The sequence below is a fragment of the Amycolatopsis taiwanensis DSM 45107 genome (assembly GCF_000519205.1).
Classification (GTDB): Bacteria; Actinomycetota; Actinomycetes; order Mycobacteriales; family Pseudonocardiaceae; genus Amycolatopsis_E; species Amycolatopsis_E taiwanensis.
The window spans coordinates 1-17,291 of sequence record NZ_JAFB01000005.1 but is presented as its reverse complement, the minus strand read 5'-3'; the positions used below and the strand labels follow the sequence as shown (position 1 = coordinate 17,291).

The window sequence follows — 17,291 nt, the reverse complement described above, 5'->3', positions numbered from 1 at the left end:
CACGCAAGCCACGTCAAACAGTTCTTAGGGGTTGATGTCCCAGGTTTGGGGGCGGGTGCGCCGGAACCTCTCCATGGCGTCGGCGTAGCCGTGGCTGGTGAAATGCTCGAAGGCCACCTCGACGAACAGTGCGCGGGCCCGGACCGCGATCGGTCCGTCGGCGGAGTCCAGCCGCCCGTCCGCGCTGGCGTAGATCTTGCGGCCCGCGGTCCCGTCCAGTTTCGCGGTGATGAACAGTGTCGAGCCGACCGGCACCGGGCGCAGGAAGTCCGTCTCCAGCTTCCCGGTGACCGCCGGCCGCTGCAGCAGGTTGCCTACCGCTGAGCCGAGCGCCTCATCGAACGCGCAGGCCAGCAGGCCGCCGTGGGCCAGGCCGGGCGCGCCCTGATGAGCTTCGGTGACGGTGAACTCCGCGTGCACGTGCGCGTGCTCGCCGACCGTGGACCGCATGTGCAGGCCGCCGTCGAGTTCGCCGCAGCCGAAGCACTCGTCGTAGTGCACCTGCAGCTTGGTGCCCGGCCCGGGCGCCTGCGCATGGGGGGTCGGGGGCTCTGTCGGTACCGGCGGCCATGGGGTCCGCTGTCTGGGTCGTTCTTCACTCACTAGAACACGTTACATCGAGCTTTGACGAGGCGAGAATCCACGCTATGCGAGAAAGTTTCCACCTGAATCGACTAAGGTCACTAACTTAGGCCGTTGGGTGCGGAAATGACGAGGAGGTCGGGGCGGATGGCAGAGGCAGCGGAGCAAGCAAGGGAAGTCGACGCCAGAACGGTCAAGCGGGCCGTTCTCGCCTCCGCAATGGGTAACGCGACCGAATGGTACGACTACGGTGTGTTCACCTCCGGTGCGATCGCGACCAGCATCGGTACCGTGTTCTTCCCCGGCGGAGGCGGCGGTGCCGTGCTGAAGTCGCTCGCCCTGGTGGCGGTCGGGTTCGTGGTGCGCCCGTTCGGCGGTGCCTTCTTCGGGCCGCTCGGTGACAAGATCGGCCGGCAGCGCGTCCTGGCGTTGACGATCCTGCTGATGTCCGGCTGCACCTTCCTGGTCGGCTGCCTGCCGACGTACTCCGCGATCGGGTTCGCGGCGCCGGTGCTGGTGGTGCTGCTGCGGCTGGTCCAGGGGTTCTCCACGGGCGGCGAGTACGGTGGCGCGGCGACGTTCATCGCGGAATACGCGCCCACCCGGCGACGCGGATTCTGGGGCAGTTTCCTGGAATTCGGCACGCTTACCGGGTATGTGCTCGGAAATGCCATGGTGCTGACCGTGACGCTGTCGTTCTCCGCCGACGCGGTGGAGAACTGGGCCTGGCGCATTCCCTTCTTCCTCGCTCTGCCGCTGGGTTTGATCGGGCTTTACCTGCGGACGAAGATGGAAGACACGCCGGAGTTCCGCCGCCTGGAGGCGGCGGGCCAGAAAGCGGCAAAGGCGCCGCTGCGCGAGGCGCTGTTCCGGAACTGGCGGATGATCCTGAACCTGATCGGCATCGTGCTGCTGCTCAACGTCGCCGACTACATGTTGCTGACCACGATGCCCACATATTTCACGAACACGTTGAAAATCAACGACAACACCGCGACCATGATCATCATTGGGGTCGAGGTGGTGCAGATGGCGCTGATCGCGCCGATCGGCTTGCTGTCCGACCGGATCGGCCGAAAACCGATTCTGCTCACCGCGGCCATCGGGTTCCTGGTGTTCAGTTATCCGGCGATCAAGCTGATGCAGGCCGGAAATCTCGCCCTGCTGATCGTCGGCTTCGGCGGGGTCGCCCTGCTGTTGGTGCTTATGCTCGCCGTGATCGGGTCGACGTTCCCGGCGATGTTCCCGACCCGGGTGCGTTACGGTTCCTTCGCCATCGGGTACAACGTGTCGACCTCGGTGTTCGGCGGCACCTGCGGCGTGATCGTCACGGCTTTGATCGATTCCACCGGTAACGAGGACTGGCCGGCGTTCTACCTGATGATCGCCGCGGCGATCGGTCTGGTGCCGATTCTGCTCATCCCGGAAACCGCGCGAGTGCCGATTTCCCGGGTCGACGGGCTTGGGCCGGCCGCAACGAATGCGGCCAGCACGAGCTGAGCCAGGCTCGCGGATGCCCCGGCTGTAATGTGACGATTCTGGCCACGGCAAGATAGGGCCCAACGCAGGCACGACAACGCGGGGACGAAATGACCGAACCGATCGATCTGCCGGGCATGGCCGAGGCCGCCCGCTTGCTTGACGACCAGACCCAGCAACTGATGCCGGTACCGGGGTGGCTGGACGGTGGCTCGGAAAACGAACTCCCGTCCAACCCGTCCGTCAGAGACGAATGACGCCGGTGGCCGGAAGCCACCTCAGCCCCGCTTTGCCGTCACTGCCTTCCACCCGTCAGGCGGCGCCGCGCCGTGCGGCGCCGCCGAGACGTTTCAGCCGTTGATCGCCGACAGCTTGGTCCAGTCCTGCCAGGAGTAGGTCCAGTCCGCGTAGTCGCCGTCGGCCGGGGAAAGCTGCTGTGTGCTCCCCTCGATCTCCACCGGGTCACCGATGAGCGCCTGGTCGTAGTACTCCTTCGCGCGCTCCGGCGACAGGTTCACACATCCGTGCGAGATGTTCTTCTTGCCCTGCGCCCAAACCGATGAGGCAAGGCCGTGGATGAACTCGCCGTTGTTGGAGATCCGCACCGCCCACGGCACGTTCACGTCGCAATAGTTGTACTTCGGGTTGCACATCGAGTACGTCGCGGACTTCCCCATCACCACGTGGGTTCCGCTGTGCGTGACCCGGCCCGGGTCCGAGTCCAGCCCGAAGCTCACCGGGTAGTCGGCGACCAGCTGACCGTCGCGGATCACCTGGATGTGGTGGGTCTGGGTGTTGCCCTTGACGATCTCGGACCGGCCGATGGTGAAGTCGGCCGTCAGATCCTGCTTGCCGAACGCGCCGTTGCCGAAGTCGACGCCGTAGATGTTCGCGGCGACCTTCACCTGCGTGCCCGGCTGGTAGTACTCCTTCGGCCGCCAGTGCACCGAGGTGTCGGACGTCCAGGCCCAGGAACCCTCGGTCTTCGGCGTGGTCTCCACCGAAAGGCGGCGCTCCACGGCGGCCTTGTCAGTGACCTTGCTGCTGAACGTGAGCGCGATCGGGATGGCGATGCCGTAGGTCTGGTTGTCGCCGACGTTCAGGCTGCCGGAAATCTGCTTGTTCGGAGACACCGTGGTGAACGACCCGGAAATCTCGACGGGCTTGTTGTCGGTGCCGGTCGCGGTGCCGTGCCAGGTGTAGGTCTTGCCGTAGCCGAGGGGTTCGGTGGCCGTCCAGCTTTGCTTGTCCGCGGCGAGTTCGCCGTTGACGGTCCCGCCATCCGGCTTGGCGAGCGTGATGTCACCGATCCGCCCGTCGGTGACGGTGACCTTGACCGGGTCGACCGGCGAAACGCTGCGGGCCCCGTTCGCCGGTTCGACGGCCACCTGGGCCGGCCGGGGGGCGCTGGCCGCGGGCCCACCACCGTCCGGTGCCGCCGATGCACTGCCGGTGGCCGCCGTGGTCGTGGCGCCGCCGCTGCAGGCGCTGATCCCAAGCGTGGCGGCGAGCGTGAGACAGACCAGCATGGTCGGCAGCCGCCGCGAGATCCTGTGTTTGGTCACGTGATCCCAACCCCTTCATCCCCGTTGTCCCCAGGAAGACGCCGTTCGGATCGCTCACGTTGACCGCCAATTGAGTGATCGAACTCACTGTTGGGTCGCAAGCCCCCTGTTCACCGGCTAGGTGATCAGCCTATCGGGTTGGTCGGACAAACCGGCCAGGCCGTCAGTACGACGTTTCGGTGACATCGCGGAACGGTTGCCGCCGGGGGTTCAGATTTCGCGAGTTCCCGGTAGGCTGCGTCGTAGGCCGTCGTTTTGCGTGTTCGTGGCTTCACACTCGCGGAACTTCTGACGCGAGCCCTGAGCTGCACACGCTCTTTGCTCGTCTCGTTGGAACCGCCCGGGACGGCCCGGGAGCCGGTTCACCGGCTGCCGATGCGGATGTAACGAGGAGTAAAGCGGTGGCGCAAGGCACTGTGAAGTGGTTCAACGCCGAGAAGGGCTTCGGCTTTATCGCCCAGGACGGTGGCGAAGGTGATGTCTTCGTCCACTACTCGGAGATCGACGGGCGCGGCTTCCGCACCCTCGAGGAGAACCAGCGCGTGGAGTTCGAGGTCGGGCAGGGCCAGAAGGGTCCGCAGGCCCAGAAGGTCCGCGTCATCTGACGCTTACGGCCATGAACGTCGCAAGCCCCCGGCGAGTACGCCGGGGGCTTGTTCATTTCGGGGTTGGGTTCAGGGTTTGGCGTTCCAGTCCTGATTGAACACGTGCTGGTCGGTGCTGAGGGTTCCGTTGTCGTCGTCTTTGAAGTGGCGGCGCTGGTCGGAGGCGGCCTGCGCCTCCCACGACAGCCGCTCCAGCACCCAGTCACGGGCGAGCGCCTGTGGCGAGGTTCCGCGCTGCTCCGCGAGCTCCCGCAACTGCGCGCTGGCCACCAGGTTCATCCGCAACTGGTAGACCTGCGCCTCGCCGAACCGCTTGCCGGTCCCCGTGCTCTCCGGGCTGGTTTCCGGCGCCAGGGCGGCCAGGTAGCTGGTCAGCTCGTGGTCCTCCACGGGGGTGGGGCCCTCCTTGGTCGGCCTGGCCGGAGCGTTCCGGTGACGCCCCGGATTGACCGCCCGGATGTCGGTGCGGGTGTTGCTGCGACGTCCTAACGATGGAAGAGGCACCCGATCACGATAACGTTTGGATCTCAGGCGCTACCCGATTGTGTCCCAAGACACACACTCGGTTTGGTTCACGCTAGGCCGTTCGGGCTAGTGCTCGCCCACTTGGCGCAATGTGGATCTTACTGAGAGAAATCGTCCCAGGTCGACCCTTTGATCACTAAGCGTGTTGGTGCCGAACCAAGTCGCCCGCAAGCGCGTCGTTCGGGAGGGGTCGCAACCGACCGTGGGGTGACGCCGTAAATGGAGGACCCCCGCGCCAGGGGGAGGAACGCGGGGGTCGGAGGGGATCTCCACAGGCGCTGACCGGGGGTGTGTCAGCAAGTCGATTGTTACACGACTCGGGGCTGATACGCGAGTACTCGACTCGAAAAAGTCCACGGCGCGGTCGGTGCCGCGTCCCTGCTCGTTCACCCCGTAGTGGCTGTGCGTGCAGGTCGCGTAGCAGCAGGTTCACTCTGCGGGGGGCTGTGGCTGCCTGTTTTTGATCGCTAGCCTCGCGGCCAGGTTGCTTGCACGAGGCGATGAGGAGGAGCCATGAGCGGGTCGGTGGAAGTTCGACAGTTCCTCCTGCGGTATGACGGCGGAGAGCCCGGGGGTGGACTGGCGGGCGGTGTGCCGTCGCAGCGGTCCGGCCAGGCGGACGCTTCGCGGATCTCGGACGATCAGGTTCGGCGGGCCAGGCTGGCGGTGGCGGCGAGTGCGACCGACGCCGAGGACTGCGCACAGCTGCTGGACATGCTGGGCCTGGTGGCGGATGACCAGGGCCAGGTTCCGGTGCAGCGCTGAGGATCCCCGGTCGATCTTGTGGCCGCACCCAGCCTTTGGCCGGGATGGTCGCCGCCACGTGAAGAGTGACCGGCACCACAGCTGTGCCGCTCGCGGCGAACCTCCCGATCCTCGGGTGCGGTCAGCGTCGTTACCGCAGGTCACCGGCTTGATTGAAGTAAAGGGATACCCGTTTGGAGCGCCTTGGGGGCGTGCCCTATGCTTGTAGTCGCTCCCGGGGGGACCTGAGAGTGCGGTCGGTCGGTTCGCCGAAAACTGACCGAGCTCCCATCGTCCAGCGGCCTAGGACTCCGCCCTTTCAAGGCGGCAACGCGGGTTCGAATCCCGTTGGGAGTACGCAGTACAAGCAAGGCCCTGTGGCGCAGTTGGTTAGCGCGTCGCCCTGTCACGGCGAAGGTCGCGGGTTCGAGTCCCGTCAGGGTCGCAAAGCGTCTGGCAATCGCCGGCGTTTCCGGCCAGGTAGCTCAGTTGGTACGAGCGTCCGCCTGAAAAGCGGAAGGTCGCCGGTTCGACCCCGGCCCTGGCCACATCCTCTGACCAGCACAAACAGCCCCCGCCATGATCAGCGGGGGCTGTCTCGCGTACCGAGGTGCTCAATTTAGGTCTCAGTTGCCCTCCCAGCATGCTCGGGACGACTCCCCAGCGTGCGCGGGGAAGACGACCGCTGTGCTTGCTCGACAGCATGCGCCGCGGGACCACCCCCGCGTGCGCGGGGAAGACACGCCGCTCGGCCCGGCCGGACCGGCGCACTCGGGACCACCCCCGCGTGCGCGGGGAAGTCGCAGAGCTGGTCAAGGCGAAGCAGGCCCCCGAGGGACCACCCCCGCGTGCGCGGAGAAGTCACTTGCTGACCAGTCAGTTTAGAGCCCGATCAGCCGATTTAGCATCGGTATTTGCAGCTCGACGCAAAACGGCCCGCCGCCTAGGTCAGCGGGGGCCGTTTGCGTGCGAGAGGGTTTGTCGAGGTTCAGTTCTCTTTCCAGAAGTACCCGTTGATCTGGCTGGCGACGTCTCGGCGGATCTCGTCGGTGACGTGCATGTACCGCGCCTTCATGGAAGCCGTCGACCACCCCATGATGTCCATGACGGTGCGGTCCGGCACGCCAAGGATTAGAAGCACGGTGGCGGCTGTGTGCCGCGCGTCATGCAGCCGTGCTTCGCGTACACCGGCCTCCTCCAGGAGTGACCTCCACTCGCCGTAGTCGGCACGAGGGTCCAACGGCTTGCCGTTTGGTTGGGTGAAGATCCAGCCTCCGTTATGCCACGCCGTCCCGGCGTGCTCGCGCTCCCGGTTCTGCGCCTCCTCGTGCTTCATGAGCAACTCGAACAATTCGTTGGGGAGAGCCCACGTTCGTCGGCCTGCCCGGGACTTCACGTCTACCTCGACCAGGCCACCGCTGTGCCGCTTCGGGCACATCCGAGCGTGCTCGGTGCAGTCCGGTGGACAGGGTGGAGGGCATGCCCGCGTATGGCGCTTGCATCCTTCCTTGCAGGGAGCGACCTTGTGGTACTTCGCGCCGCACGCGTGTGGGGCAGCGCACCCGTGTTGCCACTTTTGGCGCTGAAGCGCCTTGCGCACTCGAAGCGTCTTCCGCTTCTTGTCGAGGTACTCCCACTTGAAGCCAAGCGCTTCGCCCTGCCGTGCACCGAGCGCCAGTGCGACCACGTACCGAACGCCGTTTCGGCATCGCAAGGCGGCAGCGAGCAGGCGCTGAATCTCCTCAGCGTCGAGCGGTTCTACCTCCTCCTCTTCCACGTGAGGAGCTTTCGCGATCGCTGCGCCATTTCGCATCACGAGCCCTCGTCGTTCGGCTTCGCCAAATGCCGTACGAACGGTCCTGTGCACCTGGTGCGCGGTGCCTGGCTTCAGACCAGACCGAATCATCTTTACGTAGAGCTTCTCGAAATGCTCAGGCTCAATGCGGTTGAGGCGGTGCGTGCCTATCCCGGGTATCAGGTGCCGGTAGACCGCCGTGCGGTAGCCCGCGAGCGTCTTGTAGCGGCAGTTCAACGGTGCGATGTTCTCCACCCAGTGCCTGAGCCACCGTTCAACTGTCCATGGACGGCCCTTCTTCCGGACGGTGCCTTTGTCTACCTCGTCAAGTAGCTTGCGGTACTCGTCACGCGCTTCTCCCTCGTCCTTGCGCTTGACGTGGCGACGGTCCGGTTTGCCGTTGTCGAGTACGCCGACGGTCACCCGCGCGTGCCAGTAGCCGTCGTATTCGCTGTAGTAGAGGCTCCCTTCGCCGTTGGGGTTCCGTGTTCCAGCCGGGCGCTTGCTGCGTGCCACGCGGTTCCCTTTCTTAGGCGGCGTTGTCGGTGGTAGTGCTGTTGACGAGTCGGGCGGCGTAGTCCTGGATTGCGGAGGCGGGTACGCGGCGGAGTCGGCCGATGCGGACGGACTCGATCTGGCCGGCGCGGAGCAGCTTGAACATCAGGGTTCGTCCGATGCCGAGCCGTTCGGCGGCTTCTTCGGCGGTGAGCATGATCCGCTCGGGCATGGCGCGGGCAGGCGTCGCGACGGGCTCCGTCTCACGTTCGGCAAGGGTTCGGGCGAGTTTGGCGAGGGTGGTGGCGAGTTCAGTGATGTCGTCGGCGGTAGCCATGTGGTCGGTGTCCTTCTCTGTGAGCGTGGCTGGTTCAGGCGTCGTCGCGGACGAGTCGGAGGGGGTTGGCCGTCCCAGCCGTAATAGCGTCGTTTTCGCTGGTCAGGGCCGGTACGGCTTGTTGGGTGGTACGGCTTGAGCCGTACCCTTGCGGTGAGCCGTACCGCTGTGAGCTGGGGATTTGAGCCTGGTACGGCTGGGACGCGTGTCCCGCTGCGGGCGCGTCGGGGTCGGGGCAGTAGCGCTGCCACGCGTCGGTGAACTCGGCCCGTTGGTAGCCCTTGGCTTGCCCGGCTTGGGGAAAGCGGATGGTGGCGGAGCGGATGCCGTATTCGCGGAGCAGGGAGCCGAGTTTCATAGCAGTGAGCCCGGTCGGCCCGTACTCGCCCCAAGGCGACTCAGGTATGGCGCGCAGGCGGCGCAGTAGTTCCGCGGTGGGCAGGGCCAATTCGTCGGCGAAGGCGGTGCGGCAGTCAAGAAGCAGCCGCATCCGGTCGGACATGTCGCCGGTGTCACTGGCTTCTTGGGTCATGGCGAGGGCGGCGGCGCGGGCACGTTCGGGCCAGTCGCCTCCGGCGTGGTCGGCGACGATCACGAGGGGTTCCCAGGTGTCGGCGGCGCGGTCTTCGACGGGCATGTCCGGCTCGGCCCGTTCGAGGGTGCTGAGGTCGGCGCGCAGCCACGCGGTGAGCTGGCCGGCAAGGGCGCGCAGTGGTTCCCGGTCACGGCGGGAGCGGTAGGCGGCGGCGTTCTCTCCTTTGGCGCGGCGTCGCATGTGGACGACGACGGCGCGGTCTTCGATGGTGTCGGGCATGGCGCCGATGCCGGCGAGGGCGGCCATGGCGAAGGTCGGGATGGTGACCACGGTGGAACTGGCGGCGTCGTAGCGCAGTGCGGGCCGTCCGCGTTGGTGTCCGGCGTTGAGCAGGCCGCGTAGGTCTTCGTTGCCGTCGGCTTTCGGGCCGAAGATGGTGTCTGCTTCGTCGACCAGCAGCACGGGCGGATCTGGGGTGATGGAGCGGTACACGGCCGCCGGGCTGGCGTTGACGGTGATGAGCGGGTCGTGACAGGTGGCCTCGACCACGTCGAGAAGGCGGGACTTGCCGCAGCGCCGCTCGGGCGCCCGGATAACCAGGCGTGGCGCGTGTGCCCAGGCGGGTTGAGCGTGGGTCGCGGCGACCCAGAGCACGACTGCGTTTGTGGCGTGCTCGGAGGGCATCACCACGTAGCGGGTCAGGGCTTGGTGAAGGGTGTCGAGCAGTTCGGCACCGTGAGGGGTCGTGTTCATCAGGCGGCCACCTCCAGCCGGGCCGCGACGGTGCCGTGACCACGGGCGACCTCATAACGGCTCCACAGGTCGTCGACGGTGGCGGTGTCGTCGGCCAGTTCGTGTAGTTCGTCGGTGGGTGACTCGGCGACGGCTTGGAGGAGCCGGTGTGCGTGTTCGGCGACGGCGCGGCGCCATGCGGCTTTGAGCACCACGGCCTTGAGATAGGCCACGTGCTGCTCGGGGGCGATCGGCGCATCCTGGTAGGTGTTGGCGATCCATAGCCCGACTTCGTGGAGTCGGGTGGCGCGTGGCCGTTCGGCGATCTCGTGGGCGTGTTCGAACAGCACGGCGGGCGAAGGCGGCTGGTCGTGCGCGACGGCGCGGACAGCGAGGTACAGCACGAAGGATGCCGTGGGGTCGGCGAGGTCGGTGGGGCGCATTCCGGAGAGCACCCGCCGGGCTGGGGTGGTCGGGAGTTGCATGAGGCAGCCGAGGAACTGGCGTTCGGGGTCAAGCAGTGCGGGGTTCATTGATCACCTTCGGGGCGAATGAATGGGTGGGGTTTAGCGGTCGCCGTCGCGGCGGTTGCGGTCCTGTGCCCGGCGGATGGCGCGACGGGTACGGGCGGCGGCGTTGTAGGCGCGGCGCCCTGCGCGGAGGGTGCGGCCGGTGCCGTCGCAGCGGCGGCAGAGTCGGATGGCGCGGAAGATCGGCGACCGGAAGTAGCCGTAGCCCCGGCAGGAGCGGCATGCCCTGTAGGGGAAGACGGCGCAGGACCAGGCGTAACCGAGAGCGACGAAGACCATGACGATGAAGAACGGGGCTGTGAAGCTGTTGAGGGGGTTCACAGGGTGTCTCCTAGGCTGTTTTGGGCGTGGTCGACCAGGCGCCTCTAGGTGCTAGGGCGCTGATCAAGAAGGGTTTGGGGGTCTAGGGAGGGCTCTAGGTCTAGAGGGGCGAGGCTCTAGACCTAGAGCCCTGCGGCGGACTAGCCGTGACCTGCCTTCGGATTACGGTCGGTGATAGCGTGAGCGATCCACTCGCGCTTGAGGCCCATCCGGTTGGCACCCTTGCCGGTGGCCGGGTCGGTGGCCCATACCTGCTTTGGGGAGATGCCGAAGGGCTTGAGTGCGCTGGACAACTGCGTTGCCTTGGCCGCACCGGTCGGCAACTCGGCCCACGGCCCGTAGACGGCCGGCCGTAGCTCGGCCAACCGATCCACAATGGACTCCGACCAGGCCTTGTCCGCGTCGCCGATGGCGGTCAACACGTCGGGCAGCAGGGTGCCTGTGTCCTCGTCTTCCTCAGGTGTGAGATCCAGCCCAGCGGCATAGCCGGTCAACCTCCCGGCTGTCACCCGTGTCGCGCGGGCGCGGGCGGCTAGGCGTTCGGCGTCGGGGCCGTCGATGTAGACACTGCGGGTGGTGCGCGGTTCGTCTCCCTCGCCTAGCAGGATGCCGATTCCCTTGTCGCGGAAGGAAAACGTGGTCGCCTTGATGCCGTTGCGGTGCGCGGAAGTGCCCAACACCATGTCGTTCGCCGGCTGGCCGGTGACTTTGAGGCAGAACCGCATGACGGCGTTGTCGCTGATCGCGGTAGGGATGCTCTTCGCGTCTGGTCGTTGCGTCGCCAGGAGGGTCACGAACCCCAGTGCGGGACCACGCTTCACGAGGTCGGTCACAATCTCCTCGATCTCGGCGCCGTGCTCGGGGTGCTCGAACCACTTCTGGCACTCGTCCACCCCGAGCACGATGGGATGCAGACCCAACGACTTCTTGCCGGCTAGTTCCGGAGTGACCTTGTTCTCCGGGCACAGATCCCGGGGAAGTTCCCGGATCACCTTCGCGCGCCGCCGCAACTCGGCGGCCAGGGCGCGAAGGTCGGCCAGGGCGTATTCGATGTCCTGCGGTTCCTCTCCCGCCCTGTAGCGGTGCGAGATCGGAGCCAGCGGCGAGAGGTCGCCGGTGCCCTTGAGGTCGTAGCAGTGCAGCTCGGCGCGCGGGTCCATCCCGGCGATCAGCAGCAACTCCCGCAAGGTGAAGGTTTTGCCCATGCGGGGAATCGCGCCGATCACCATGGAGACGAACATCAAGGTGATCTCTACCCAGCGTCCGCGCTGGTCGGTGCCGAACGGCTGCGACTTGAACAGGTCTACAGTGCCGGTCTTGCGCAGCGGCCACGCCGGTTGTGGCGACTTGGACATGTCCTGATCCCCAACCCACAGCACCATCCGGCCGGGATGGACCTCGGCATTGCCTTCCGGCCACACGCACCCCAACGGACGCCCCAGAGCCGAAGCGAGCTTCGGGCGGCGCTCGATCACCTCGGCCACGGTGACCCCAGGAGGGAGGTCAACATCCGCGCGCCAGCCGGGGCCGTCCCGCTGAATCGGCGCGGTGAAACCGATGGCGTCCGGGTTCTTGGCCAACGCCTGAGTGATCCCAGCAATGCCGAGCACGGACAGCGCCTGGACGACGTTGTCACTGGTCAGCTTCTGGGCCTTGGGCGCCATCACCGCATGGGTCGAGACCACGGGGTTATCCCGGGTCGAGCCGAACTTGCCGAGCAGGGCGACAGCCAGGGCGCCGCAAGCCCAGATCACCCACTGCGGCAGTACTTTCGGCAGAACCATGATCAGGACAACGCCCACCGTGGCGACCAAACCGAGCTGAATCCAGCGCAGCACAACCCGCCGATCCCGTTGCTGGGACAGCTTCAGGTACAGCTCGGCCTTATCCGCGGTCGCGGTCTCCGATCGTGCCGGGCGGCCTTCCGCGTCCGTCACGTACCGACCGGTGGCGAGCATCAACAGCAGCAACCCGCGCGGGGAACGCACAGCCAACCGGAGCGCGTACAGCGGGGACCGAGCGACGTGATAGCCGGTCTTGTGGGCGTAGTGCTTGCCCACCCACTTCCCCGCCTCCTTGGCCTCAGCCAAGGACTTGAAGTACCGCGGCAGGATCGGCTGACGCTGCTGGGAGCGCAACCGGTCCAGCCAAGTCGAACTGTCGGTAGCCGGGGTGTCGACTGGTGCGGGAGCAGGGAAGGGGATGACCTTGCCGCCGTTCTCGGCGTCGTCGCCGCTGAACCCCTCGGTGGTGCTCATCAGTCGTTCACCTCCTGGCCGTTGTCGATGGTGTTGCGCAATAGGTGTGCGAGAGCGGCGCCGCACCCGAGCACGACCACGGGCAGGCACGAGACGAGTGTGGTGATCGACCACGGCGCGCGGGTGACGCCCGCGGCGGACATCAGGTGATAGGCCACCTGACCCGCCATCCCCAAGCCCAGCGAGCCGAACGCCGACCACTTCGCGAACTCGCGTGCCCGGCCTGAGCGAGTCGTACCGGACAGCCAGACCCGCAGCGCGAACGCGGCGTAGGTCTCCACCCCGATCGGCAACGTGATCGCCGAGTTGATCGACACCCCATCGAAGATCCCTGGGAACAGGTCGATCGGGCCGAACCCGGTCAGTCGGCCCAGACCGACCCAGCCGCCCCAGATCGCGACGAACGCGGGCAAGGCCAGAAGCAGCAGCGGCCACACCTTGACCGGCCGCGTCCGAGTCAGATCTGTGTCCGAGTTCGCGACTGCGGTGACCTCTACGTCTGTCCCCGTACGTTCCTGCTCGACCGGAGTACCCGAACCTGGTTCCGCTTCCGAGTCCCTGTCGGTCTCGGCGACTGCTTGCCGGGGACGGACCGGAGCGGTCTCGCTCTCGTCCCTGAGCGCGGCCAAGATGACGCGCGCCTTGGGCGCACCCACCCGGAACTCCGACATGATCCGGTTCCGCGACGGGATCGAACCCAGGTCCGCGACCCATTCGCGGACTCGGGGCAACAGCGCATCCACGGACGGCGGATACGCGCTCCCCGTGTTGTTGGGCATCTTGAGCCCTACCATTGGTGTTCTCCTGACGTACTTGATGGTGGTTGGGAGAAACCCGGCCCGGCGGCTGGTTCTTGGCGGTTCCGTGCGCCGGGCCGGGGCGAACTCAAGCGGCCTCGCCGCCCTCCTCCGTGCCGGGCGACTCGACGGACCGCACCCGCAAAGCGGCGTTGATCGTCTGGCGGCCGAGCCGCCGTACATGCCGGTTGGTCGCAACCTGATCCGTGGCGGTGTGAAGCTCGACAGCGGTCTCATCCGCCGTGAAGTACTCAGCGATCAGCGCGTCAACGTCCGATTCGTACAGGCCGTCCGGTGCGTAGCTGAGCGGAGGAATGAGGTCATCCATGAGATCGACTCCAAGGTGTGTCCAGGTCTCCCGTTGGGGAGGCGCCCCGTTCGGGCCGGAGCCCAACGTATGATCTGTCTATCAACTCTGTCAACAGACTTGCTTGAACTGACTTAACTGAGTTGCTTCGCCTACTCTTGTTGGTATGGCCTCCCTGGACCCAGACGACCCGCGCGCGCCGTACCTGCAAGTGGCAGGGGGCTTGCGCGCCGCTATCCAGGCGGGGGAGTACGGCCCTGGGGCGCAGTTGCCGACTTACCAGGAGCTTGCTGACTCGTGGGGCGTCGCGATCAACACCGCTAAGAGCGCTGTCACGCTCTTGCGCGACGAAGGTTTGGTCGTCACGCGTCACGGCAAGGGGTCGTTCGTCCGGACACAGTCCGCCGAGACCGAGTCCGCCGGCCGGGCCGACGATGGCGGGAACGAACGCCTTTGGCAGGCTATCGCCGAAATCCGTCGACGACTCAGCGAGATCGAACGTCGTCTGGACCATCGCTAGCCGAACAGCGTCCGGAAGAAGTCCACCAGGCCGTCGATCACGCTGCCCAGACCGCGCACCCAGTGAGCGGCGTCGCTCGGGTACTTGATGACCAGGGTGACGATCGCGATCAGGACTAACGCGATGATCACCTTTCCCATCGGGCCCCCGCCGGGGTTGATGACGGGGTAAGGACTCTTTGCCATTTCGGTCTCCTTTCATCTGGGCGACTGCCTTGTCTGGCTGGCCGGAGCGGGGCTCCGGGCCGGTGCTGTCGCTCATGGGAAAAGGAAACCGGCGAGGGGTGGGGGTGCGGCAGGGTGCAAGGGGGAGTGCATTTGTGCACCCGGGGGGTGCACGGGGGGTGCTTTAATGACTGCGGAGGTATGCGTGGTCGACACAACGAAGCAGCCGAACACGCTCCTAGCTGGGGTAATCAAGAAGGCGGGGGCGACCAACAAGGGCTTGGCTCGGCGTGTCCGTCTGCTGAGCGAGTCGGATGGCGGCGAGCCTGTTCGGTGTGACCATGTGTCGGTCAAGCGGTGGCTGGACGGGACCACCCCTCAATCGCGAACCTGCCAGCTGATCGCGCGCGTGCTGACCGAACTGCTTGGCGAGCATGTAAGCCTCGAAGAGATCGGCTACACGGAGCTTCAGAACCCCGATACCGGCCTCGAATACCCGGAGGAGATCGCCCAGAGCGTCATGGCCCTGGGCGCGATTACCGACCGGGAATTGCGGATGCCGAACCGGGCGGAGCCGCTGACCGTCGTACCTGAAGCCTGGAGCGGACTAGTCGTGCGGTGGCTCACCGACTCCGACCACGACCGGTCCAACCCTCCCGCTGAACCGCATCCGATCACCGTGGTCGACGTCGAAGCGATCCGCGAAGCGACGGCCATGTTCAGCAGCTTTGACTACAAGTACGGCGGAGGACGCCCGAAAACGCTCGTTGCGGCTTTCCTCGATCAAGAGGTCTTGCCGAACATCCCGCACGTTTCGCCTCAACACCCTGTCGGGCGTGAGTACTTCCGCGAAGTCGCTGCTTTGACAAGGCTTGCCGGGTGGACGGCGTACGACACGGGAGCCCATGGCCTTGCGCAACGCTATCTGACACAGGCTTTCCGGCTCGCCAAAGCGGCCGGGGACAAGGCACTCTGCGGCCGCATCCTTGCCAACATGTCGCATCAGGCGAACTTTCTCGGGCACTACCAACGCGCCATCGATCTCGCGCGTGCCGCATACAAGGGCGCCAACGGTCACGCCACGCCCACCACTATGGCGCTCTTCTACGCCATGGAAGCGCGGGCTCTCGCGTCTCTACGCAAGGAGGGAGACGTGACTGCGGCCTTGCTGACGGCCGAACGCTGGTTGAGCCAGGGAAGCCGCGAAAACGACCCCGAGTGGATTCACTACTTCGACTTGGCCGAGCTGTACGCGGAATTCGCGCACTGCTACCGCGACCTGGGCAACGCCGAGTTGGCCAACCACTACGCGGCTGAGTCGATCCGAGAGTCGGAGTCGACCTATGTTCGCAGTCTCTCGTTCTGCCGTACCGTGCTCGCGACCGCCCACCTGCAAGCCGGCGACCTCGATGCGGCACTACACGTGGCGAAGTCCGTGGCCGAGACAGCGATGAGCTTGAAGTCGTTCCGTGTGATCTCCTACCTCGACGACTTCCGCGACCGGCTGAGTGCCCATTCGGAAGAACCGCTGGTTCGCGAATTCCTCGACTTCGCCCGGGGTGTCTTGCCCTCAGAAGACTCGCCAGTGTCGAGGCGCCTGGTCGTCGCGTAGATCCCTAATACGCTTGCGCACCTCGACTGCAACTTCTTCCGACTCGTGGACGGTTTGCGCAAGCCACGTTGTCATGTTCAGTTCGCGGGCCGCCCGGATGACCGAGAAGCCAGACCATTCGATCGGGTCGAACCCGTACGCTTCAACGTACGAGCGATATTCTTCGTCCGAGGTCCAGCCGAAGGCTTGGTATCGGACCGCCATCACGCAAGCGTCCCATTCCCTTGGCCCGTAGGCGAAGTCTTCGAAGTCGATCAGCTTCAACGTGCTGTCGAGTGCGCGCATGACATTGCCGGGATGGGCATCCCCGTGAACCGGTCCCGGCGGCAGCGCGAAATCAAGCTGGTTGTACTTGGCCGAGATCTCCTCGTACCGGCGCAGCAGAAACTCAAGATCCGAAGCTGAGAGATAGCCTGGCGGGATAGCCTTCACGCGACCCACTACCTTCGGCATGGGCTCGAAACTTGGCAAGTCCAACCAGTCTGGTACGGGCAGTGCATGTAAGTCGTGAAGGACTTTCCCGAACTCGGCCGGCGTGATCGGCGTCGAGTCGTCGGGGATACGTTCCCAAAAAGTCACAGGCAAACCGTCGATCATGATCACTTCACCGTGCTCAGGAGCCAGCCGGGCAGCGGGGAAGTGATGCAGTTCGAGCCACTTGGCAACGCGAGTCTCCTTGTTGGCCGCATCCACCGAGCGGCCAATGCGAACTACAACCGGGGCACGGTCCAGGCCGTAGATCGCGTTCTCACCGAAGCGGAGCAGCCCCGCGCCGGTCGGGTCCAGGCCGTAGGACTCGCACGCGGCGTTCAGCACCGCTTGCGTCCGCTGGGACGTGAACGTCTCCGGCCCGTCGACCATGCGCCTCTCCTCCGTCTGCCCTCGTCAGACTAGGGCAGAGTGCAGAGGTAGGGCGCGCACCCGTGCGGCGGGCCGCACCCTACCTCGCATCCGGAGGATGTCAGTGAGATTGGCCGGACCTACAAGAACGGCAGGTCGGGCAAGGTCTGTTGCTCTTAAACGTCAGGTGTTGGCACAACGGCTAGTACTCCAGCCGTAGATCGTGATGGTCATGGTTCTTGGGTGGATTGTCGCTGGTAGTGGGCTTGGCGGGCTCGGTGTTGGTGTTGTCTGCGCCAGTTTGAGAAGCGCAGCCGATGTGCGGTGTTGGTGGTCTGGGTGATGGCGAGGGTGGCAAAGAGGTGTTGGACTTCGTTGCAGGTTAGGGAAATCCAGCCGGTTGATGCTGTTTCTCGAGCACGTTCGGTCGCGGCGACGACGGTGAGGAAGGCGTGGGCGAGCATGGCCAGGATGGTCCAGCGGTGCCAGGAGACCCAGCGGCGAACTTGGTGCTGATCCAGGCCGGCCAGGCCTTTGCCGGTGTGGAA

Annotated in this window: 19 protein-coding genes, 3 tRNA genes and 1 pseudogene; 9 read left to right on the top strand and 14 right to left on the bottom strand. The window is 65.7% G+C overall.

The features are described from left to right. Positions 1–24 precede the first annotated feature (24 nt). A complete protein-coding gene (locus A3CU_RS0104840; protein WP_043840642.1) occupies positions 25–501 on the bottom strand; it encodes a PaaI family thioesterase in 477 nt (158 codons plus the stop codon). A 228-nt stretch (positions 502–729) separates the two neighbouring features. Here A3CU_RS0104840 and A3CU_RS0104835 point away from each other — a divergent pair, with 228 nt between their 5' ends. Continuing rightward, positions 730–2,082 carry an MFS transporter gene (locus A3CU_RS0104835; RefSeq protein ID WP_027941313.1) on the top strand — a complete coding sequence of 451 codons (1,353 nt, stop codon included), beginning with the start codon at positions 730–732 and terminating at the stop codon, positions 2,080–2,082. A gap of 89 nt (positions 2,083–2,171) precedes the next feature. Next, positions 2,172–2,318 (top strand): hypothetical protein, encoded by a 147-nt coding sequence (locus A3CU_RS52195; RefSeq protein WP_156960235.1) that lies wholly within the window; start codon positions 2,172–2,174, stop codon positions 2,316–2,318. 93 nt (positions 2,319–2,411) lie between these two features. On the opposite strand, the gene A3CU_RS0104825 is transcribed toward A3CU_RS52195, so the two are convergent. After that, the gene (locus A3CU_RS0104825) at positions 2,412–3,590 is read right to left on the bottom strand and encodes a L,D-transpeptidase (RefSeq protein ID WP_052371503.1); all 1,179 of its coding nucleotides are present in this window, start codon (positions 3,588–3,590) and stop codon (positions 2,412–2,414) included. Between the two features lie 437 nt (positions 3,591–4,027). On the opposite strand from A3CU_RS0104825, the gene A3CU_RS0104820 reads away from it, so the two are divergent. Continuing rightward, the gene (locus A3CU_RS0104820) at positions 4,028–4,231 is read left to right on the top strand and encodes a cold-shock protein (RefSeq protein WP_027941311.1); all 204 of its coding nucleotides are present in this window, start codon (positions 4,028–4,030) and stop codon (positions 4,229–4,231) included. A gap of 69 nt (positions 4,232–4,300) precedes the next feature. Here the strand turns inward: A3CU_RS0104820 and A3CU_RS0104815 are convergent, their stop codons facing one another. After that, the gene (locus tag A3CU_RS0104815; protein WP_027941310.1) at positions 4,301–4,735 is read right to left on the bottom strand and encodes a hypothetical protein; all 435 of its coding nucleotides are present in this window, start codon (positions 4,733–4,735) and stop codon (positions 4,301–4,303) included. Positions 4,736–5,269: 534 nt separating this feature from the next. Here A3CU_RS0104815 and A3CU_RS0104810 point away from each other — a divergent pair. From A3CU_RS0104810 to A3CU_RS0104795, 4 genes are all read left to right on the top strand, one after another. After that, positions 5,270–5,521 (top strand): hypothetical protein, encoded by a 252-nt coding sequence (locus A3CU_RS0104810; protein ID WP_027941309.1) that lies wholly within the window; start codon positions 5,270–5,272, stop codon positions 5,519–5,521. Between the two features lie 263 nt (positions 5,522–5,784). Continuing rightward, positions 5,785–5,857 (top strand) — tRNA-Glu (locus A3CU_RS0104805). A gap of 14 nt (positions 5,858–5,871) precedes the next feature. Then, positions 5,872–5,945, top strand: a tRNA-Asp gene (locus tag A3CU_RS0104800). A 29-nt stretch (positions 5,946–5,974) separates the two neighbouring features. Next, positions 5,975–6,048, top strand: a tRNA-Phe gene (locus A3CU_RS0104795). A gap of 440 nt (positions 6,049–6,488) precedes the next feature. Here the strand turns inward: A3CU_RS0104795 and A3CU_RS0104790 are convergent. The 8 genes from A3CU_RS0104790 to A3CU_RS0104755 form a co-directional block, all read right to left on the bottom strand. Further along, positions 6,489–7,811: a tyrosine-type recombinase/integrase gene (locus tag A3CU_RS0104790; protein ID WP_027941308.1), complete on the bottom strand. Its 1,323-nt coding sequence runs from the start codon at positions 7,809–7,811 to the stop codon at positions 6,489–6,491. Positions 7,812–7,824: 13 nt separating this feature from the next. Then, positions 7,825–8,127, bottom strand: coding sequence for a helix-turn-helix domain-containing protein (locus A3CU_RS0104785; RefSeq protein WP_027941307.1), 303 nt, complete (start codon positions 8,125–8,127; stop codon positions 7,825–7,827). Between the two features lie 34 nt (positions 8,128–8,161). Next, positions 8,162–9,415, bottom strand: a complete 1,254-nt coding sequence (locus tag A3CU_RS0104780) for a DUF3631 domain-containing protein (protein ID WP_027941306.1) — start codon at positions 9,413–9,415, stop codon at positions 8,162–8,164. Beyond that, entirely contained in the window at positions 9,415–9,927 is a 513-nt protein-coding gene (locus tag A3CU_RS0104775) for a hypothetical protein (RefSeq protein WP_027941305.1), read from the bottom strand. The genes A3CU_RS0104780 and A3CU_RS0104775 overlap by 1 nt, the downstream gene beginning before the upstream one ends. A 33-nt stretch (positions 9,928–9,960) precedes the next feature. Next, the gene (locus A3CU_RS0104770) at positions 9,961–10,245 is read right to left on the bottom strand and encodes a hypothetical protein (protein ID WP_027941304.1); all 285 of its coding nucleotides are present in this window, start codon (positions 10,243–10,245) and stop codon (positions 9,961–9,963) included. 140 nt (positions 10,246–10,385) lie between these two features. Next, entirely contained in the window at positions 10,386–12,503 is a 2,118-nt protein-coding gene (locus A3CU_RS43455) for an FtsK/SpoIIIE domain-containing protein (RefSeq protein WP_084143089.1), read from the bottom strand. Next, a complete protein-coding gene (locus A3CU_RS0104760) occupies positions 12,503–13,297 on the bottom strand; it encodes a hypothetical protein (protein WP_043840640.1) in 795 nt (264 codons plus the stop codon). The genes A3CU_RS43455 and A3CU_RS0104760 overlap by 1 nt, the downstream gene beginning before the upstream one ends. Positions 13,298–13,388: 91 nt before the next feature. Beyond that, complete coding sequence (locus A3CU_RS0104755; protein ID WP_027941302.1) at positions 13,389–13,628, bottom strand: hypothetical protein; 240 nt, start codon at positions 13,626–13,628, stop codon at positions 13,389–13,391. Positions 13,629–13,773: 145 nt separating this feature from the next. Between A3CU_RS0104755 and A3CU_RS0104750 the strand changes: the two genes are divergently transcribed. Further along, positions 13,774–14,127 (top strand): GntR family transcriptional regulator, encoded by a 354-nt coding sequence (locus tag A3CU_RS0104750; protein ID WP_027941301.1) that lies wholly within the window; start codon positions 13,774–13,776, stop codon positions 14,125–14,127. Here A3CU_RS0104750 and A3CU_RS0104745 read toward each other — a convergent pair. Beyond that, complete coding sequence (locus A3CU_RS0104745) at positions 14,124–14,312, bottom strand: hypothetical protein (RefSeq protein WP_027941300.1); 189 nt, start codon at positions 14,310–14,312, stop codon at positions 14,124–14,126. The genes A3CU_RS0104750 and A3CU_RS0104745 overlap by 4 nt on opposite strands. A gap of 184 nt (positions 14,313–14,496) precedes the next feature. On the opposite strand from A3CU_RS0104745, the gene A3CU_RS0104740 reads away from it, so the two are divergent. Further along, entirely contained in the window at positions 14,497–15,903 is a 1,407-nt protein-coding gene (locus A3CU_RS0104740) for an NsdA family TPR-like regulatory protein (protein ID WP_245616877.1), read from the top strand. Here A3CU_RS0104740 and A3CU_RS0104735 read toward each other — a convergent pair. Both A3CU_RS0104735 and A3CU_RS53390 read right to left on the bottom strand, forming a co-directional pair. Then, positions 15,862–16,764 (bottom strand): phosphotransferase enzyme family protein, encoded by a 903-nt coding sequence (locus tag A3CU_RS0104735; RefSeq protein ID WP_027941298.1) that lies wholly within the window; start codon positions 16,762–16,764, stop codon positions 15,862–15,864. The two genes, A3CU_RS0104740 and A3CU_RS0104735, sit on opposite strands and share 42 nt — an antisense overlap. Positions 16,765–16,973: 209 nt before the next feature. After that, positions 16,974–17,291, bottom strand: a pseudogene (locus A3CU_RS53390) (IS701 family transposase); the annotation flags it as partial.

Bases quoted from the DNA above. Each gene is read 5' to 3' on its own strand.
- A3CU_RS0104835 (WP_027941313.1), top strand. From the start codon at position 730: ATGGCAGAGGCAGCGGAGCAAGCAAGGGAAGTCGACGCCAGAACGGTC.
- A3CU_RS0104755 (WP_027941302.1), bottom strand. From the start codon at position 13,628: ATGGATGACCTCATTCCTCCGCTCAGCTACGCACCGGACGGCCTGTAC.
- A3CU_RS0104735 (WP_027941298.1), bottom strand. From the start codon at position 16,764: ATGGTCGACGGGCCGGAGACGTTCACGTCCCAGCGGACGCAAGCGGTG.
- A3CU_RS52195 (WP_156960235.1), top strand. From the start codon at position 2,172: ATGACCGAACCGATCGATCTGCCGGGCATGGCCGAGGCCGCCCGCTTG.
- A3CU_RS0104760 (WP_043840640.1), bottom strand. From the start codon at position 13,297: ATGGTAGGGCTCAAGATGCCCAACAACACGGGGAGCGCGTATCCGCCG.
- A3CU_RS0104780 (WP_027941306.1), bottom strand. From the start codon at position 9,415: ATGAACACGACCCCTCACGGTGCCGAACTGCTCGACACCCTTCACCAA.
- A3CU_RS0104750 (WP_027941301.1), top strand. From the start codon at position 13,774: ATGGCCTCCCTGGACCCAGACGACCCGCGCGCGCCGTACCTGCAAGTG.
- A3CU_RS0104745 (WP_027941300.1), bottom strand. From the start codon at position 14,312: ATGGCAAAGAGTCCTTACCCCGTCATCAACCCCGGCGGGGGCCCGATG.
- A3CU_RS0104785 (WP_027941307.1), bottom strand. From the start codon at position 8,127: ATGGCTACCGCCGACGACATCACTGAACTCGCCACCACCCTCGCCAAA.
- A3CU_RS0104775 (WP_027941305.1), bottom strand. From the start codon at position 9,927: ATGAACCCCGCACTGCTTGACCCCGAACGCCAGTTCCTCGGCTGCCTC.
- A3CU_RS0104810 (WP_027941309.1), top strand. From the start codon at position 5,270: ATGAGCGGGTCGGTGGAAGTTCGACAGTTCCTCCTGCGGTATGACGGC.
- A3CU_RS0104825 (WP_052371503.1), bottom strand. From the start codon at position 3,590: ATGCTGGTCTGTCTCACGCTCGCCGCCACGCTTGGGATCAGCGCCTGC.
- A3CU_RS43455 (WP_084143089.1), bottom strand. From the start codon at position 12,503: ATGAGCACCACCGAGGGGTTCAGCGGCGACGACGCCGAGAACGGCGGC.